The organism is Streptomyces sp. NPDC017246 (assembly GCF_044331325.1).
Taxonomy (GTDB): domain Bacteria; phylum Actinomycetota; class Actinomycetes; order Streptomycetales; family Streptomycetaceae; genus Streptomyces.
Genome location: NZ_JBIRMW010000005.1, coordinates 308,849 through 323,965, shown reverse-complemented (window position 1 = coordinate 323,965; position 15,117 = coordinate 308,849). Strand labels below are relative to the sequence as shown.

Genomic DNA, 15,117 nt, shown 5'->3' with positions numbered 1-15,117 from the left:
GTAGCTCCACGGAGTAGCCGTGTTTCCCACGCCTCAGCCCGACGAAGCCCCGCTCCCCGTGCCGTACATGGGCTTCGAGTTCGACAGTGCCCAGCGGCTGCCGCTCCTGCTCTGCCTGGACGCCTCCAGCTCCCTGAGCCAGCACGGTGCCATCACCTCGCTCAACTCCGCCCTCACCGAATGGGCGACGAGCCTCGCCGACGACATGGCGCTCAGCGCCGCCGTCGACGTCGCCGTCATCACGTTCGGCGGGAAGGAGGGCATCACCGTCTGGCAGGGGTGCACCCCGCTCGGCACCACCGCGCCCGAGTGGCCCCACAGTCCGTTCGTACCGGCCCACGAGTTCCGGCCACCGGTGCTCCAGGCCCTCGGGGTGACGCTGCTCGACCGGGCGCTGCGGCTGGCGATGGACGTCGTCGCCGACTACAAGGCGGGACTCCGCGCCGAGGGCCTGACCTACTACCGCCCGCAGATCTGCGTGGTCACGGACGGGCTGCCCAGCGACGAGGCGGGGCGCTTCTCGTACGCGTACCGCGACCTCCTGCCCGAACTGCGCAAGGCGGAGGAGGAGCGTCGCTTCCGGCTGTTCGCGGTGGGGGTCGGCGAGCGGCACACGGGCGCGGAGGGGGTGCTCCAGGAGCTGGCGCCGCACTACAACGCCTGGCTCGACGGGTTCCCGTTCGCGGAGCTGCTCACCGCGATGTCGCACAGTGCCAAGGCCACTCAGGGCGGTGCGGCGGAGGCCGAGTTCCAGGAGATCTTCGCCCGGCTGAAGCGCCGGCGCGGGGGCGGGCAGGTTCCGGCGTGAGGGCGGCGGACGGTCCTTCGACGGGCTGGCGGGTGCACGGCACGAGTGCGACGGGCTACCGGCATCTGCGGGAGCGGACGCCCTGCCAGGACGCGTACGCGTACAACGAGACCGCCTCGGGACTGGTCCTGGCGGTGGCGGACGGTGCCGGGAGCGCGCCGTACTCCCGGGAGGGTGCCCGCCAGGCCGTCCGGCTCGCGATGGAGGCGTTCCCGCCGACGGCCACGCCGTGGGAGCGGCTTCCGGACGCCCGCGCGCGCAAGGAGGAGCTGACCGAGGCGTTCCGTCAGGTGCGGAGCGCGTTCCTGCGGTGGTGCCAGGGATCGCCGGGCCCGTACGCCACCACGCTGACGGTGGTGGTCCTCGCCCGGGGCTGGCTCGGGCAGCTGACGGTCGGTGACGGTCTGGTCCTCGTCCGGACCGGGACGGGCGGGGGCACGGATACGGGCGCGGGCACGGGCTCCGTCGGGGGTACCGGCTCCACCGGGGGTACGGACTCCGGTGGGGGTACGGGCTCCGGCGGGTTTTCGGGCTCCGGTGCCGGTGCTCCCCCGCACTCCGTCCCGTGCTCACCCTCGTACCATCTGCTGCCCCGCGCGCACACCGGCAGCGAGTACGCGAACGAGACCGTGTTCGTGGGCTCGCCCACCGCTCTCGCGCAGCTCCGGGTGGACTGTGTCCGCGACGAGGGTGTGGAGGGGGTCCTGCTGTCCACGGACGGTCTGACGCACGCCCTGCTCCGGCGGGCCCCCTCCGGGCCCCCGCTGCCGCACGACGCCTTCCTCGGCCATCTCTTCGACCGGCTGGCCCGGCCCGACTACCACCCCGCCGAGGAGGAGCGGCGGCTCAAGGACTTCCTCGGCTCCGACCAGATCACCCGGGTGACCGGGGACGACAAGACTCTCCTGTGGGCGATACGGACATGACTGAGGCTGACTCGAACGACGGCACCGGCGACGCCGGCCGCCCCCACGACCCCGTCCTGGTGCTCGGGGACGGCACCCGCGTCACCCGTGGCCCCAAGCCACTGGGGACCGGCGGGCAGGGCAGTGTGTGGGCCCTCGACGAACGCGCCGACCTCGCGGCCAAGATCTACAACAGCACGCCCGACGCCGCCCAGGTGCGCCGGCTCGCGGCGATGCTGCGGGCCGACCCGCTCGCCGGGGAACCGCTCGCGCCCGGCCAGCCCCCGATGCTGGTGTGGCCGGTCGACGTGGTCGAGGCCGGCGGACGGCCGGTGGGCTACGGGATGCCTTTCCTGGACCCGGCGGTGCACACCCCGCTGAGCGGACTGCTCCAGAAGCACGTGCGGCTGGGCAGGTTCGAGGGCAGGGCGCACTGGAAGTTCCTGCTCGGGGTGGCGTCGAACCTCGCGTACATGACGGCGGAGCTGCACCAGCAGAGCTTCGTCGTGGGCGATCTCTCGAGCGCCAACGCGGTCGTGGACCCGAACGGGTACGTCACCTTCCTGGACTGCGACTCCTTCGCCTTCACCGACGCGCTGACCGGCGAGTCCTTCGGCAGCGAGGTGTTCACCGACGACTACGCGGGTCCCGAGCGGCACAGCGGGGAGGCGCCCACCCGGCACTCGGACGACTTCGCCCTCGCCGTACTCGTCTACCAGCTGCTCACCGCCGGGAACCACCCGTTCGACGGGGCTCCGCTGCACGGCCCGGACGAGTCGACCCGCAAGGACAACATCCAGGCCGGTACGTCCTTCCTCGTCCACCCGGGACGGGTGCGGACCCCGGCGCGGCTGCTCCCCAGCGAGGTGCTGCCACCCCGGGTGGTGGAGCTCGCGCGGCGGGCGTTCGGCCCGGGGATCGGCGATCCCCGGCGGCGGCCCTCGTCGGCGGCCTGGCTGGAGGCGCTGGACGAGGCGCGGTCGGCCGTCGTCCAGTGCGGCGAGGTGGCAAACCACCACCACAGCGGCCATCTGGGCTCCTGCCCGTGGTGCGGGCGCCGGGAGGCCGGACAGTCGGACCCGTTCGTCGCGGGGCCGGCCCGGCAGTCGGCGACCGGTCGGGCGACCGGGGCGTCGACGGGTGCGGCGAGCAGGCCCGGTACGAGTGCGTCGAGCGGGTCGGCGTCCCGGACCGGAACGTCGGGCGCGGCATCGCGGTCCGGCCCCGCCGCGTCGGTTTCGCGGCCGGGCCCGTCCGGGTCGTCCGGACCGTCCCGACCGGCGCCCTCCGCCAAGCCGTCGGTGCCGTCGCAGCCCTCCGCTCCCCCGCCGAGCACACCGAGCACACCCACCGCGCCGAAGCCCTCCGGCACCACGGGCACGGGAGGCACCACAGGCAAGGGAGGCGCCACGGGCAAGGGGGGCACGGGAGGCACCGCGGGGCCGACCGGCACCACCGGGTCCGGCGGGAAGTCGAGCCCCCCGCCCGCGCCGCTCACCAAGGGCGAGATCGCGCTCGGCTGCGCGGCCGTCCTGATCCTCGTCGGCATCGTGGGCGCCGTGGTCTGGGGCATCGTCGTGCTCGTCCAGTCGCTCCTCGCCTAGCCGCCCGGACGGAAGACACGAAGGAGGGCCGGGACCCGGTGTCACCGGGTTCCGGCCCTCCTTCGGAGATCAGCGCCAGCTGTGCGGGGCGCGGAAGCCGTGCTCGCGCTCGAGGCGGCGCCAGCCGGCCGCCGTGCGGGTGTGGCCGGTCGCCGGGTCCTCGTCGGACCGGGAGGCGGCGCGGGCGAGGAGCACCGCGGTGATGGCGGCGAGTTCCTCGGGGTCGGCGTGGCCCTTCTCGACACGGAGAAGATTGGCAGGGGTGGTCACGTGGATGACTCCTCTTACTGAGGCGGGTTGCCGTGCTTGCGGGACGGCAGGTCGGCGTGCTTGGTGCGGAGCATCGCGAGGGACCGGATGAGCACCTGCCGGGTGTCGGCGGGGTCGATGACGTCGTCGACCAGGCCACGCTCCGCGGCGTAGTACGGGTGCATCAGCTCGGCCTTGTACTCCTTGACCATGCGGGCTCGCATGGCCTCGGGGTCCTCTGCCTCCGCGATCTGCTTGCGGAAGATCACGTTGGCGGCGCCTTCGGCGCCCATGACCGCGATTTCGTTGGTGGGCCAGGCGTACGTGAGGTCGGCGCCGATCGACTGGGAGTCCATGACGATGTACGCGCCGCCGTAGGCCTTGCGCAGGATCAGTGAGATCCGGGGCACGGTCGCGTTGCAGTAGGCGTAGAGCAGCTTGGCGCCGTGCCGGATGATTCCACCGTGCTCCTGATCGACGCCGGGCAGGAAGCCGGGTACGTCCAGAAGGGTGATGATCGGGATGTTGAAGGCGTCGCACATCTGCACGAAGCGCGCGGCCTTCTCGGAGGCCTCGATGTCGAGGACACCGGCCAGGGTCTGGGGCTGGTTGGCGACGATGCCGACGACCTGGCCGTCGAGCCGGGCGAGGGCGCAGATGATGTTGCGGGCCCAGCGCTCGTGGATCTCCAGGTAGTCGCCGTCGTCGACGAGCTCCTCGATGACCTTGTGCATGTCGTACGGGCGGTTGCCGTCGGCGGGCACCAGGTCGAGCAGGACGTCGGAGCGGCGGTCGGCCGGGTCCTCGGAGGCGACGGTCGGCGGGTTCTCGCGGTTGTTCTGCGGGAGCATCGACAGGAGGTAGCGGACCTCCGCGATGCAGGTCTCCTCGTCGTCGTACGCGAAGTGGGAGACGCCGGAGACGCCCGCGTGGACGTCGGCGCCGCCGAGGCCGTTCTGGGTGATCTCCTCACCGGTGACCGCCTTGACGACGTCCGGGCCGGTGATGAACATCTGCGAGGTCTCGCGGACCATGAACACGAAGTCCGTGAGGGCCGGCGAGTAGGCCGCGCCACCGGCGCACGGGCCGAGCATCACCGAGATCTGCGGGATGACGCCCGAGGCGCGGGTGTTGCGCTGGAAGATGCCGCCGTAGCCGGCGAGCGCCGAGACGCCCTCCTGGATGCGGGCGCCCGCGCCGTCGTTCAGGGAGACCAGCGGAGCACCGGCCGCGATGGCCATGTCCATGATCTTGTGGATCTTCGTCGCGTGCGCCTCGCCGAGGGCACCGCCGAAGATGCGGAAGTCGTGTGCGTAGACGAAGACGGTCCGGCCCTCGACCGTGCCCCATCCGGTGATCACACCGTCGGTGTACGGCTTCTTCGCCTCCAGGCCGAAGCCCTGGGCGCGGTGTCGGCGCAGCTGCTCGACCTCGCTGAAGGAACCAGGGTCGAGCAGCAGCTCGATGCGCTCGCGCGCCGTCAGCTTGCCCTTTGCGTGCTGGGCCTCGGTCGCGCGCTCACTCGGGCCACGGAGAGCCTGCTCGCGCAGGACGTGCAGCTCGGCCACTCGGCCACGGGCGTCAGCGGGCTCGCTCGGGATCTGGTCCACAACGGTCATGTACCGACCCTACGAAGTCGGACAAGAAAACCCCGCCGTCCACTCCGTACAGTCTCCCGTGTCGATTCCTGGTGGGGCTGGACAGAACTCCTCCCTGCCCAGCCCGAGTCAACAGCCAGGTACCCCTCGTGTTTGTAGGGGTTGGACATAGACCTCTGTGGATCTAGGTGAGGACCTCACAACGGTGGGTCGTCCCCTGCGTACCGGGCGTGATCCGCAGGCGCAGCGAACGGCCGGTGGAGAGCACCTCCACCGAGGGGTCGTGGGAGAGCACCCGGCGGACCGGGCCGTCCCAGACCACCTCCAGGGGCTGCCCCGTGCGGAGCGGTTCGGAGACCCTCAGGTCGAGCACGGAGCGGCGGCGCCGGACGAGGACGCTCGCGGGGGCGGTGGTCGTGAGGCGTCCCACCGTACCGGCCTGCCAGAGGTTCGCGGCGGTCAGCCCGAGGGACGGGACGGCTATGGCCTGTCGCTCGGCGGTGTTGTCGAGAACGCTCAGCCAGCCGGGGTCGGCGGCGCGGGCCGCGAGGGTCCGCCGGGAGGCGCCCGGCATGAGGAGGTACGTGTACGCGGCGGCGACCGGGTCCGTGCCGTGGTCGAGCCAGAGGGTCTGGTAGCGGCGGCTGCGGCGCTCCGTGGAGCTGGTGGTGTTGATGTCGCTCCAGGCCCCGGTGCGGTCCTCGCGCAGGGTGCGGAGGTCTCCGGCCCCCTGGGGGAAGATCCAGCCGCCGTGGCCGTCGAGGTGTGCCCAACGCGCGCCGGTGGTGAGGGCCTGGGTGCCGGACTCGCCGAGGAGGCGGTTGTCCACGACCGTCTCGACGGGCACGCCGTCGGTGGCGGTGATGCCGGCGCCGAGGCAGATGACGGCGTCCGCCGCGCAGAACCAGGACTTGCGGGCCTCCAGGGTGGAGCCGAGGCCCTTCAGGTGCTGGCCGACGGCCGCGTACTCGCCGTCGGTGGCGCCACCGACCCAGCGGACGGCCGGCTTGGGCGCGCCCCACTCGCCGCCGGCCCGGTCGGCGAGCCGCTTGGTGGAGACGGTGGTGCCGGGGAGGCGGTACGGGTCGACGGTGGGCCAGAACCAGTCGGTGTACTGGTCGCCGAGGTCCGGGGTCCACCAGGAGAGCATTCCGGCGCCGGTGTGCCAGCCGCGCGGGTTCTCGCCGTTGCCGCACTCGTAGTACGAGATCCGGTCCGAGGCCATGGCGATGTTGGCGGCCCAGCCGGGGCGGCGGTGGACGGCCCGGTCCATGGCGGTGAAGAGGCGGTGGCCGGTGGGTTCGGGGGCGGCCGGGACGGGGGCGGCGGCCACGGCGTGGAGCCGGGCGAGGTCGGCGACCCCGAACTGGCGGGCGGCCAGGATCGGGGAGACTGTGTCGCGCTGGATCCACCCCTTCACGCGCGCGTGCCAGCGGTCCCGCTCGGCGGCGGAGGCCCCGCCCGCGAGGAGGGCCATGGCCGCGATGACGCCCTGGCCGTGGAAGTGGTCGGAGCGCATGACCTTGCGGTCGTCGTTCTTGAGGTAGCCGCGGCTGATGGCGCGTCCGTTGACGCTGTCCATCATCAGGCCGTCGTAGATGAGGGGCGCGTAGGCCTTCTCGACGCTGTCGAGGACGATCTGCCGGTTCGGGTCGGTGACGGCCCAGCTGGATCCGGCGAGGAGGGTGAAGAGCCGGCCGAGTCCGTCGAGCATGACCTGTCCGTAGGTGCCGGAGTAGGCGATCCAGGTGTGCTGGACGAAGGAGCCGTCGGCGTAGAGGCCGTCGCCCCGGGTGACGTACGGGAAGACGGGCGAGAGGGCGTCGCGGGCGAGGGCGATCTTGGCGGGGTTCGCGCCGAGGACTCCGCGCAGGGCGACGGAGCGGCACAGGTCGACGCGGTTGGCGCCGGTGGAGGTGCCGGTGTAGTCGGCGAGGACCGCGTCGGGCACGAAGTGGTCGACGGCGGCGCAGGCGGCGGCGATCCGCTCGGCGCCGAGGTGCGGGTGGAGCGCGGCCACGATGTCCATGAGGAGGCGGGGGCTGCCGATCTGCCATTCCCACCAGTTGCCGTAGCGGGGCGCGCCCGCCCTGTAGACGGTGGCGGAGAGGTGGTCGAGGCCGCGCAGGACGTCGGCGAGGAGGGACGGGTCGCCGGTGAGGCCGGTGCCGGGCTGGGCGTACGCCTGGGTCATGGTCCACAGGCGGCTGTAGCTCTGGGTGATGCCGGCCGGCGGGTCGAAGGGGGCGTCGGGCCAGAGGGAGGTGGGGGTGGGGTTCAGGCCGGCGCGGAAGGTGCGGGCGAGCGTGCCCGTCTCGGCGAGGCGGGAGGCGTAGGGCTCGGTCGCGGCGTCGAAGCCGGTGCCGAGCTGGAGGTCGAGCCAGCGGAGCCGCAGTGTCTCGAACTCGTCCTCCGCCGCGTGGGCGGCGGAGGGGAGCGCGAGGGCCGCGGCCGCGGCGGATGCGGTGATCAGGAAGGTGCGGCGGGACCAGGCGGGGACGGACACGGGAGCCTCCCGGGGGGAAGTGGTGGAGACCGTTCGGCGCCTGGTGTAGCACCGGATTTCCGACGCAATCAATGAGCACGGCACGGCCCGGCGAAAGCGCTTTCCGCCGGGCCGGGCACGATCAGCCTCCGCAGTGGAAGCGGGCGGCGCCCCAGTCGGCGTGGTCGTTGCCGTTGCTGTCGCCGCCGTCGTCGACCACCAGGTCGACATAGGAGGCGCCGGTGACGTCGGCGGTGAGCGGCCAGGCCGCGTCCGCGGCCTTGAGGACCGGGGACGCGACCTTCTCCGTACCGTCCGCGAGAACGCTGAACCGGACGCTGCCCCGGCTGGTCTGGACGTCGTCCACGCCGACCTCGGCGGTGAGGGAGGTGCAGCGGCCGCCCAGGTAGTAGCGGACCTTGGCGGGCGCGTGGCTGCCGAGGCCCTTGGCGTACGTCACTCCGCCGATCCGCAGCGGGGAGCCGTCGCCGGTGCCGGTCTCGCCGTTGGAGAGGTCGCGTTCGACGGGGCCCCAGCCGTTGGTGGACGAGGTCCAGTCGAGGTCGCTGGCCCAGCTGTCGGCGGTGGGCGGCGGGGGCAGGGTGCGGACGGTGGTGGCGGCGGTGAGCTTCCGCTCCCCTCCCCCGAGGGCGTAGGTGACGGCGGCTCCGAGGGTGTACGGCTGGTAGGCCGCGTCCGCCGGGGGTGTCACCTGCCAGGTGGCGGTGGTCCGCCCGCCCGCCGTGACCGTGCCGAGGGCGACGGGCGTCGCCGGTTCGGCGGTCCAGCCCGCCGGCAGGGCGAGGGTGGCGAGGGCGCCGGTGACGTCGGCGGCCTCGTCGTTTCCGAAGGTGGCCGTGACCCGGTTCGGGCGGCCGGGCTCCAGGGTCTCGGGCGCGGCGATCGTGAGCGTGCCGCAGGCGGCGCGCTCGGCGGCCGGGCCGAGGTCGGTGACGGTGAAGGCGTCGAGGACGAAGTCGGCGCCGTCCGGGGCGTCGCCGCGCTTGCGCAGGCCCGTCCAGGTGTCGCCGCAGCCGGCGGTGACGGTCTCGGAGAACAGCCCGCTGCCCCTCTGCTGTCCGATCGGGGTGCGGCGGGTCTCCACGGAGGTCCCGTTCGCCCGGTCGTAGCCGGTGACCCACTCGTAGGCGCCCGCGTGGCTGGACTGATGGGCGTACTCGACGCGGTAGCTGTGGCCGTCCTTCATCGGGACGGTCCAGGGCGCGGTCCGGTAGACGAGTCCGCTGTTCTCGTCGTGGGACTTGAGGGACTCGGCGCCGCCGATGACGTCGTCGATCGGCTTCCCGTTCCAGCCGGCCTGGGTGTAGGGGGCGTGGAGCTGGGCGATGTGGGTGCGCGGGTCGGTCGTACCGCCCGCGTCGCCCTTGAGGAAGGGACCCCAGCCCTGGTCGACGGCCTCGAAGTCCTCGTACACCACGGTCCCGGCCTTGACGGCGGGGGCGTTGGCGACGATCCGGACGTCGTCGATCCGGACGGTGGCGGCGCTGCCCGCGGCGGCCTCGATCTTCAGGGTCGTGCCGCCGTGCGGCGCGGTGAAGGTGACCTTGGCGCGCTGGAAGCGGGTGCCGTTCCAGTCGGAGGCGGCGACCCGGTCCTGGAGCGGGGACCGCTCGACGGTGACGGCCCGTCCGCCGACGGAGAGGGTGGTGGGCCGGGTCGCGCCGGGCTCGACCTCGATCAGGGCGGAGGCGGTGTACCGCCTGCCGGGGACGAGTCCGGTGATCCGCTGACGGACCGAGGCGGTGGCGGTGCCGGAGAGTTCGGCGCTGTTGCGGCCCTGGTCGTCGGTGTCGCGGGCGACGGTGCCGGCCGTGGTCCAGCCGGTGAGCCGCGCGTCGTTGAAGCCGGGGTCCTCGACCGGGGTGCCCTGGCCCCATCGCGGGGCGGGCTGCCGGGGTGCGCGGTCGGGGTGGAGGACGTAGGGCTGTCCGGCGACGGCGTCGAGGGTGATCTTCCCGTCGGCGGGCCGCACGGTGGCGGTCTTCACGCGCCCGTTGTCGGTGAGCTTGTAGACGGAGTACGAGCCGGCGCCGGCCGGGACGGCCCAACTGGTCTTTCCACCGGCCTTGTTGTAGTGGTAGAGCTTCTTTCCGCCGTCCCACGGGAGCAGGTACGTCTCGCCGTCGAGGACCTTGCGGCCGTCGTCGTAGAAGGTGCGCGCGCCGTTCTCGACGGTGCCGCGGACCCCGCCGGTGAAGGTGAGGTCGTTGCCGTTCCAGCGGGTGATCTTCTGCTGCTGGAGGTACTTGGCGGGGAGGTTCCGCTGCCAGATGTTGGCGGTGAAGGCGTTCCAGTCGGTCTCGCCGGTCCAGCCCTCGAAGTCGACGAGGGCGGTCTGGCCGAGCACCGGGTGGTTGTTCCAGACGTCCTTCTCGCCGTTGCGGATGAAGCGGACGATCTGCGAGTTGAGGCCCTTGTTGGTGGCGCCGCCGTAGTCGAGGTCGTTGGCCCAGTGGGACCAGAGGGATGCCCGCTCGAACTTCTCGGACCACTCGGTGGCGACGTTCCAGCCCTGCTTCTGGACGGCCCTCATCGTCTCGTCGGCGATCCAGCCGTGGGTGTAGTAGACGTCGATGTAGAGGGTGGAGAGGTTGCGGTCGGTCTCGTCGCGGAGCTGCTGGAAGCGGCGGGCGAGGTCACCGCTGTTGATGTCCCGGCGCTGGTCGATGTAGTAGCTCTGGTTGAGCCAGTTCCAGCCGGGCTTGGTCTTGTCGACGAGCGTCTCGCTGAAGTTCTTCGCCTCGGGGTACGACTCGGTGGCGTTGACGTGGACGCCGAAGTCCGCGCCCCACTTCCGTCCCTCCTTGAGGAGGACGTTGAGGTCGGTGAGGCCGCCGGCCCGCTTGTTGTAGTTGCCGCCGTAGTCGGGGTGGGCGGAGTCGTGGCCCTCGGAGCCGTACCCCTTGAGCAGCGCGAACTGGCCGAGTCCGTCGGTGGAGAGCGAGATCCGCTTGACGTCGTCGAGGGTGCGCAGGAAGGGGTGGGTGGCCTGGGAGGCGAAGTTGAACGGGATGTGGGCGACGACCCGGTCGGGGGTGTCCTCGCTGCCGGGGGCCTTGATCCCGATCGTCCGGAAGGCGACGGCGCCGTCCTGCCAGTCGGTGGCGCCGTCGGCGTTGGCGTCGGGGGTGACGACGACCTTGGCCCAGGGCAGGCCGTCGCCGCTCGCGGGCTTCGGCGCGCCCTCGCCGCGGTAGGTCCACTGGCCGGACCAGACGCCGACGCGGGTCTCGGTGCCGCTCCTGCGGGCCTGGTGCCAGAAGCGGGCGCCGTCCCTGGCGGACGCGCCGGAGGGCTTGTCGTAGCTGGAGTTGGACTCGACGGCGGCGGCGAGTCGACCGGTGTTGACGAGGGCGTAGCTCGCGCCGACCGGGTTCGCCTCGGCGGCGCTCGCGTCGGTGACCTGCGCGAAGACATCGGCGGTACGGGTGGAGTCCGGGTCGAGCCGGGTGAAGGCGGTCGCGGCGCCGGCGTCCGAGGAGCCCACGGAGACCAGGTCGTGGCCGGGTATGTCGAGGGTGCCGATCCGGAAGGCCTCGGTGTCGCGGACGGCGGTCACCTTGAAGGTGGTGGTCCGTCCTTCGACGCTCAGGCGGGCGTCGATCTCGACGCCGGGCAGCTCGGGGAAGGTGAGGGTGTACGCGGCGGCGGTGGCGGTCAGTACGGGGGCACCCTTGGCCTGGACGGTACGGGCGGTTCCGTTGAGGACGACCTGGGTGACCGGGGCGGTGCTGCCGAGGAGCCTGGCGCCGGTCGTGCGGTCGGTGTACGAGAGGACGCGGGGGAAGTCCTCGGCGACGGCGACGGCGAGGCGGGCGGAGGCGATGACGGGGGCGGCGGTCGCGGCTCCGTCGAGGGGGGCTCCGGTGGACGGGGCCCGGCTCTCGGCGCCCTCGGCCAGGGCGGGCCCGGCCAGGGCGAACACGGCGGAGGAAGCGACGGCGAGCGCACAGGCCGTACGGACTCTTCGCGAAGAGGGGAGGGACATGCGGACTAGTTGGCCCCGCCCCGGCGGCACCGTCAACGAGATCGCGTCCCGCGGACCCCTCCAGTCCAAGAACCCCCTTCGGTTAGTCCAAGTGACCACCGAAGAGGGCTCTTCGGGACGGGTACGGCCGGGTCAGCAGCCGCCGCAGTTGTAGAAGGTCACGTCCCAGTGGTTGCCCTCGTCGGCGTAGACGTTGCCCGCGCCGGACTTCCACTGCGGGGCGCCGTCACCGCGTACCCCGATGTAGGTGAAGGTGTTCTTCACGTAGTTGGTGACGCAGGTGGCCTTGCCGAAGTCGAGCTTGTAGCCGTTCCAGTGGGAGTAGGTGCCGCTCGCGTGGCCCGTCTCGGTACCGCCGGTGATGTTGAGGGCGCAGCCGCTGGCGCTCTTGAGGGTCTGGGCGCCCTGGGCGGTGGCGAGGTTGAGCTGGTCGAAGGAGGTGCAGGTCGCGTTGTTGCGGTCGGAGCAGCCGCCGGAGGAGGACCAGGTGATCCCGGAGGACCGGAACATCGAGGTCGCGGTGGCGTGGCTGATCTTGGTGACCGCCTGGGCCTCGCCGGCGGCGGTGAGGACGCCGACGCCGGGCGCGAAGAGGGCGCCGAGGACGAGGGCCAGGGCGGTGAGGACGGAGCGGAGCTTCATCGGTAGTGCCTCCTGCTGGTGACCGTGATGGTTGGGGACGGCGGTGCAGGTGGTGCGGATGGCTCGGGTGGAACCGGTGGTTCGGGTAGCTCGGGTGGAACCGGTGGTTCGGGCGGCTCGGGTGGAACCGGCGGTTCAGGGGAGATGGTGCCGTAGTTCTACGCGCGTCCGGAAGAGGGCGTCGGCGCCGGAATGACGCCGTCCGGGTGAACATCTTCCAGAGATGTTGAAACTTGAACGGAATGCGTCTACAGTCATTCTCGTTGAAGGTTCAACAAGTGCCGGTCAACACCACACCCCGATCAAGGAGCTGTCAGTCATGGGATTCTTCAACCGCAAGAGCAACGACTCCGCCGTCGCCACCGCCACCCTGCCCGTGGACCCGGCCCTGGCCGCCCTGACCGGCGAATACACCATCGACCCGGCCCACAGCAGCATCGGCTTCACCGTCCGTCACGCCATGGTCACCAACGTCCGCGGCAGCTTCGCCGAGCACGAGGGCGCGCTGAAGCTGGACGGTGCGAACCCCGGCGCCTCCTCCGCCTCGATCGACGTGAAGATCGCCTCCGTCGACACGGGCATCGGCGACCGCGACGGCCACCTGCGCAGCGGCGACTTCTTCGACGCCGAGCAGTTCCCGCTGATGAGCTTCCGCTCGACGGCGGCCGAGCAGCTGGGCGGCGACAAGTACCGGATCACGGGCGAGCTGACCATCAAGGACGTCACCAAGCCGCTCGCCATCGACCTGGAGTTCAACGGCGCCGCGACGGACGTCTACGGCAACGAGCGCGTCGGCTTCGAGGGCTCCGCCGAGATCCTCCGCTCCGCGTGGGGCCTGACCTGGAACGCGGCCCTGGAGACGGGTGGCGTGATGGTCAGCGACAAGGTCAAGCTGAACTTCGACATCTCCGCGATCAAGAACGCCGCCTGACCCGGACCCCGTCCGACCCGGACACACGAGCGCGCCCGCCCTCCGCAGCAGCGGAAGGCGGGCGCTCGGCGTTGCGGCGGGCCTGGGGTCTGTCGTCACATTCCCGTCGTCGCCCGCGGGGCAGACGGGAATTCGACGACAGGCCCTAGCCCAGACGCGCGGCCGCCGCGGCCACCGCCGGGATCAGCCGGTCGTTCTCGACGGCGCCGGGGCCTCCGCCGAAGGCGAAGCGGCGGCGGGTGTAGCTGTACGCGAGGCCGGTCGCCGGGTCGGCGAAGGCCTGGGAGCCCGGGGCTCCGCTGTGGCCGACGGCGGCCGGAGTCAGAGCCGGGTAACGGGTGGCCGACGGGACGAAGCCGAGACCGAACGCGTTCTTCTCGCCGGTCACCAGGTCCGTGCCGGAGGAGTGGATCCGGGCGACCTCGGCCAGGGTGTCCGGCTTCAGGAGCGGGGCCCGGCCCTCGAACTCGCCGGCGATCGCCGCGTACATCCGGGAGAGGCCGCGCGCGGAGCCGATGCCGCCGCCGGAGAGCGGGGCCAGCTCCCGTACCGTCCGGGAGTTGGCGTACCCGACGTCGTCGAACGGCGGGTCCGCGTGGAGGTTGAACGCGATGGCCATGAGGCTGTCCGGGGGGATCGGGTTCTCCGCGAGGAGTGCCTGCTCGGCGGGGGTGGGGAGCATCGGCAGGGCCGTACGGAAGCGGGGCTCCAGCTCCTCGGGCAGGCCCAGGTAGTAGTCGAGCGCGTACGGGGCGCGGACCCGCTCCTCGAACACCTCCCGGATCGTCCGGCCGGTGGCCCGCAGGACCACCTCGCCGACGAGGGCGCCGATGACGAGGGCGTGGTAGCCGTGGGCGGTGTCCGGCTCCCAGAAGGGGCGCTGTCCGGCGAGCCGGGCGGCGATCGCCCGGTCGTCGGCGAGCTCGTCGGCGCCGAGGCCGCCGTCCGCGCCGATCACGCCGGAGCGGTGGGCGAGGAGCTGGCGCAGGGTCAGCCTCCCCTTGCCCTCGGCGGCGAACTCGGGCCACCAGGAGGCGACTTCGCGGTCCAGTTCGAGGGCGCCGTCCTGGACGAGGAGGGCGGTGACCAGGGCCATGGCGCCCTTGGAGGAGGAGTAGAGGCCGAGGAGCGAGTCCCCGTCGACACCCTCGCCGCCCCACAGGTCCACGACGAGGCGGCCGCGGTGGTGGACGGCGAGCTGGGCTCCGCCGTCGCGGGCCTCGTTCGCCACGACGGTGGCGAACTCCTCCCGCACGGACTCGAATCCGGGTTCCACCGTGCCGTGGACGTGACCGTGGTCGCGGTCGTGCTCGTGGCCGTGGGCGTGATCGTGGTCGTGGCGCCGGGCGTCACTCATCGTGCTGCTCCCCCTGAAAGTACGTGCCTTGCTCAGACGGTGGAACGCTCGAGGGGGCGAATCCCTTCCCGGGCGGCGTCTTCGGAGCTGGTCGCGAAGAGGAGTCCGGCGGCGAGCAGGACCACGGCGCCGGTCGCGGCGTGGATGCCGAGCGCGGCGGCGTATCCGCCCCCGTGGGAGAGGACGGCGAGCGCGTCGCCGAAGGGGACGATCGCGAGGAGGAGCATGACCCAGGCCAGCGGGCGGCGCTTTCCGAGGGCGAGCAGGGTGAGCACGATCGCGCCGTTGGCGAAGTCGCGGGCCGCCTTGACCCCGAAGTATCCGGCGGCGTCGCCCGCGGGCCAGGAGGGGATGCCGAAGCCGGCGGCGGCGGTCTCGGGGGCGAGCGTGAAGTTGATGCCGAACCAGAGGCAGGCGAGTCCGAGGAGCGCGGACAGGACGGTGGCGAGGCGGTGTGTGCGCACGGTGTTCACGGGTCCCCCAAGGGCATTGTTCTAGCGGCGCTAGGACTGATAGCTACGTTAGACCT

11 protein-coding genes are annotated in these 15,117 nt (G+C 72.2%); 4 read left to right on the top strand and 7 right to left on the bottom strand.

From position 1 onward, the window contains the following. The first annotated feature begins 19 nt into the window (after positions 1-19). From ACH4MY_RS14410 to ACH4MY_RS14400, 3 genes are read left to right on the top strand one after another with little or no spacing between them, the layout of a single operon-like run. Positions 20-808 carry a hypothetical protein gene (locus ACH4MY_RS14410; RefSeq protein ID WP_398002324.1) on the top strand — a complete coding sequence of 263 codons (789 nt, stop codon included), beginning with the start codon at positions 20-22 and terminating at the stop codon, positions 806-808. Beyond that, on the top strand, positions 805-1,734 hold the full coding sequence (locus tag ACH4MY_RS14405) for a PP2C family serine/threonine-protein phosphatase (RefSeq protein ID WP_398002321.1): 930 nt from the start codon (positions 805-807) through the stop codon (positions 1,732-1,734). The genes ACH4MY_RS14410 and ACH4MY_RS14405 overlap by 4 nt, the downstream gene beginning before the upstream one ends. After that, positions 1,731-3,317: a hypothetical protein gene (locus ACH4MY_RS14400; protein ID WP_398002319.1), complete on the top strand. Its 1,587-nt coding sequence runs from the start codon at positions 1,731-1,733 to the stop codon at positions 3,315-3,317. Before ACH4MY_RS14405 ends, ACH4MY_RS14400 begins: the two co-directional genes overlap by 4 nt. A gap of 69 nt (positions 3,318-3,386) precedes the next feature. Here ACH4MY_RS14400 and ACH4MY_RS14395 read toward each other — a convergent pair whose 3' ends face one another. The 5 genes from ACH4MY_RS14395 to ACH4MY_RS14375 form a co-directional block, all read right to left on the bottom strand. Continuing rightward, positions 3,387-3,587, bottom strand: a complete 201-nt coding sequence (locus ACH4MY_RS14395) for an acyl-CoA carboxylase subunit epsilon (protein ID WP_398002317.1) — start codon at positions 3,585-3,587, stop codon at positions 3,387-3,389. A 14-nt stretch (positions 3,588-3,601) separates the two neighbouring features. Continuing rightward, entirely contained in the window at positions 3,602-5,185 is a 1,584-nt protein-coding gene (locus ACH4MY_RS14390) for an acyl-CoA carboxylase subunit beta (protein WP_395363900.1), read from the bottom strand. A 163-nt stretch (positions 5,186-5,348) separates the two neighbouring features. After that, positions 5,349-7,670, bottom strand: coding sequence for a polysaccharide lyase 8 family protein (locus ACH4MY_RS14385; protein ID WP_398002313.1), 2,322 nt, complete (start codon positions 7,668-7,670; stop codon positions 5,349-5,351). A gap of 121 nt (positions 7,671-7,791) precedes the next feature. Continuing rightward, on the bottom strand, positions 7,792-11,658 hold the full coding sequence (locus tag ACH4MY_RS14380; RefSeq protein WP_398002310.1) for an endo-alpha-N-acetylgalactosaminidase family protein: 3,867 nt from the start codon (positions 11,656-11,658) through the stop codon (positions 7,792-7,794). A gap of 132 nt (positions 11,659-11,790) precedes the next feature. Beyond that, a complete protein-coding gene (locus ACH4MY_RS14375; protein WP_398002307.1) occupies positions 11,791-12,300 on the bottom strand; it encodes a hypothetical protein in 510 nt (169 codons plus the stop codon). A gap of 319 nt (positions 12,301-12,619) precedes the next feature. On the opposite strand from ACH4MY_RS14375, the gene ACH4MY_RS14370 reads away from it, so the two are divergent. Then, a complete protein-coding gene (locus ACH4MY_RS14370; RefSeq protein WP_398002304.1) occupies positions 12,620-13,231 on the top strand; it encodes a YceI family protein in 612 nt (203 codons plus the stop codon). 145 nt (positions 13,232-13,376) lie between these two features. Here the strand turns inward: ACH4MY_RS14370 and ACH4MY_RS14365 are convergent, their stop codons facing one another. Together ACH4MY_RS14365 and ACH4MY_RS14360 are read right to left on the bottom strand one after the other, a co-directional pair. Continuing rightward, positions 13,377-14,588, bottom strand: a complete 1,212-nt coding sequence (locus tag ACH4MY_RS14365; RefSeq protein ID WP_398002301.1) for a serine hydrolase — start codon at positions 14,586-14,588, stop codon at positions 13,377-13,379. Between the two features lie 32 nt (positions 14,589-14,620). Further along, positions 14,621-15,052, bottom strand: coding sequence for a DUF4267 domain-containing protein (locus ACH4MY_RS14360; RefSeq protein WP_398002298.1), 432 nt, complete (start codon positions 15,050-15,052; stop codon positions 14,621-14,623). Positions 15,053-15,117 lie beyond the last annotated feature (65 nt).

What these genes read in the sequence shown, in the direction of transcription:
- ACH4MY_RS14400 (WP_398002319.1), top strand. Translation starts at nt 1,731, where the DNA reads ATGACTGAGGCTGACTCGAACGACGGCACCGGCGACGCCGGCCGCCCC.
- ACH4MY_RS14390 (WP_395363900.1), bottom strand. Translation starts at nt 5,185, where the DNA reads ATGACCGTTGTGGACCAGATCCCGAGCGAGCCCGCTGACGCCCGTGGC.
- ACH4MY_RS14380 (WP_398002310.1), bottom strand. Translation starts at nt 11,658, where the DNA reads ATGTCCCTCCCCTCTTCGCGAAGAGTCCGTACGGCCTGTGCGCTCGCC.
- ACH4MY_RS14375 (WP_398002307.1), bottom strand. Translation starts at nt 12,300, where the DNA reads ATGAAGCTCCGCTCCGTCCTCACCGCCCTGGCCCTCGTCCTCGGCGCC.
- ACH4MY_RS14370 (WP_398002304.1), top strand. Translation starts at nt 12,620, where the DNA reads ATGGGATTCTTCAACCGCAAGAGCAACGACTCCGCCGTCGCCACCGCC.
- ACH4MY_RS14365 (WP_398002301.1), bottom strand. Translation starts at nt 14,588, where the DNA reads ATGAGTGACGCCCGGCGCCACGACCACGATCACGCCCACGGCCACGAG.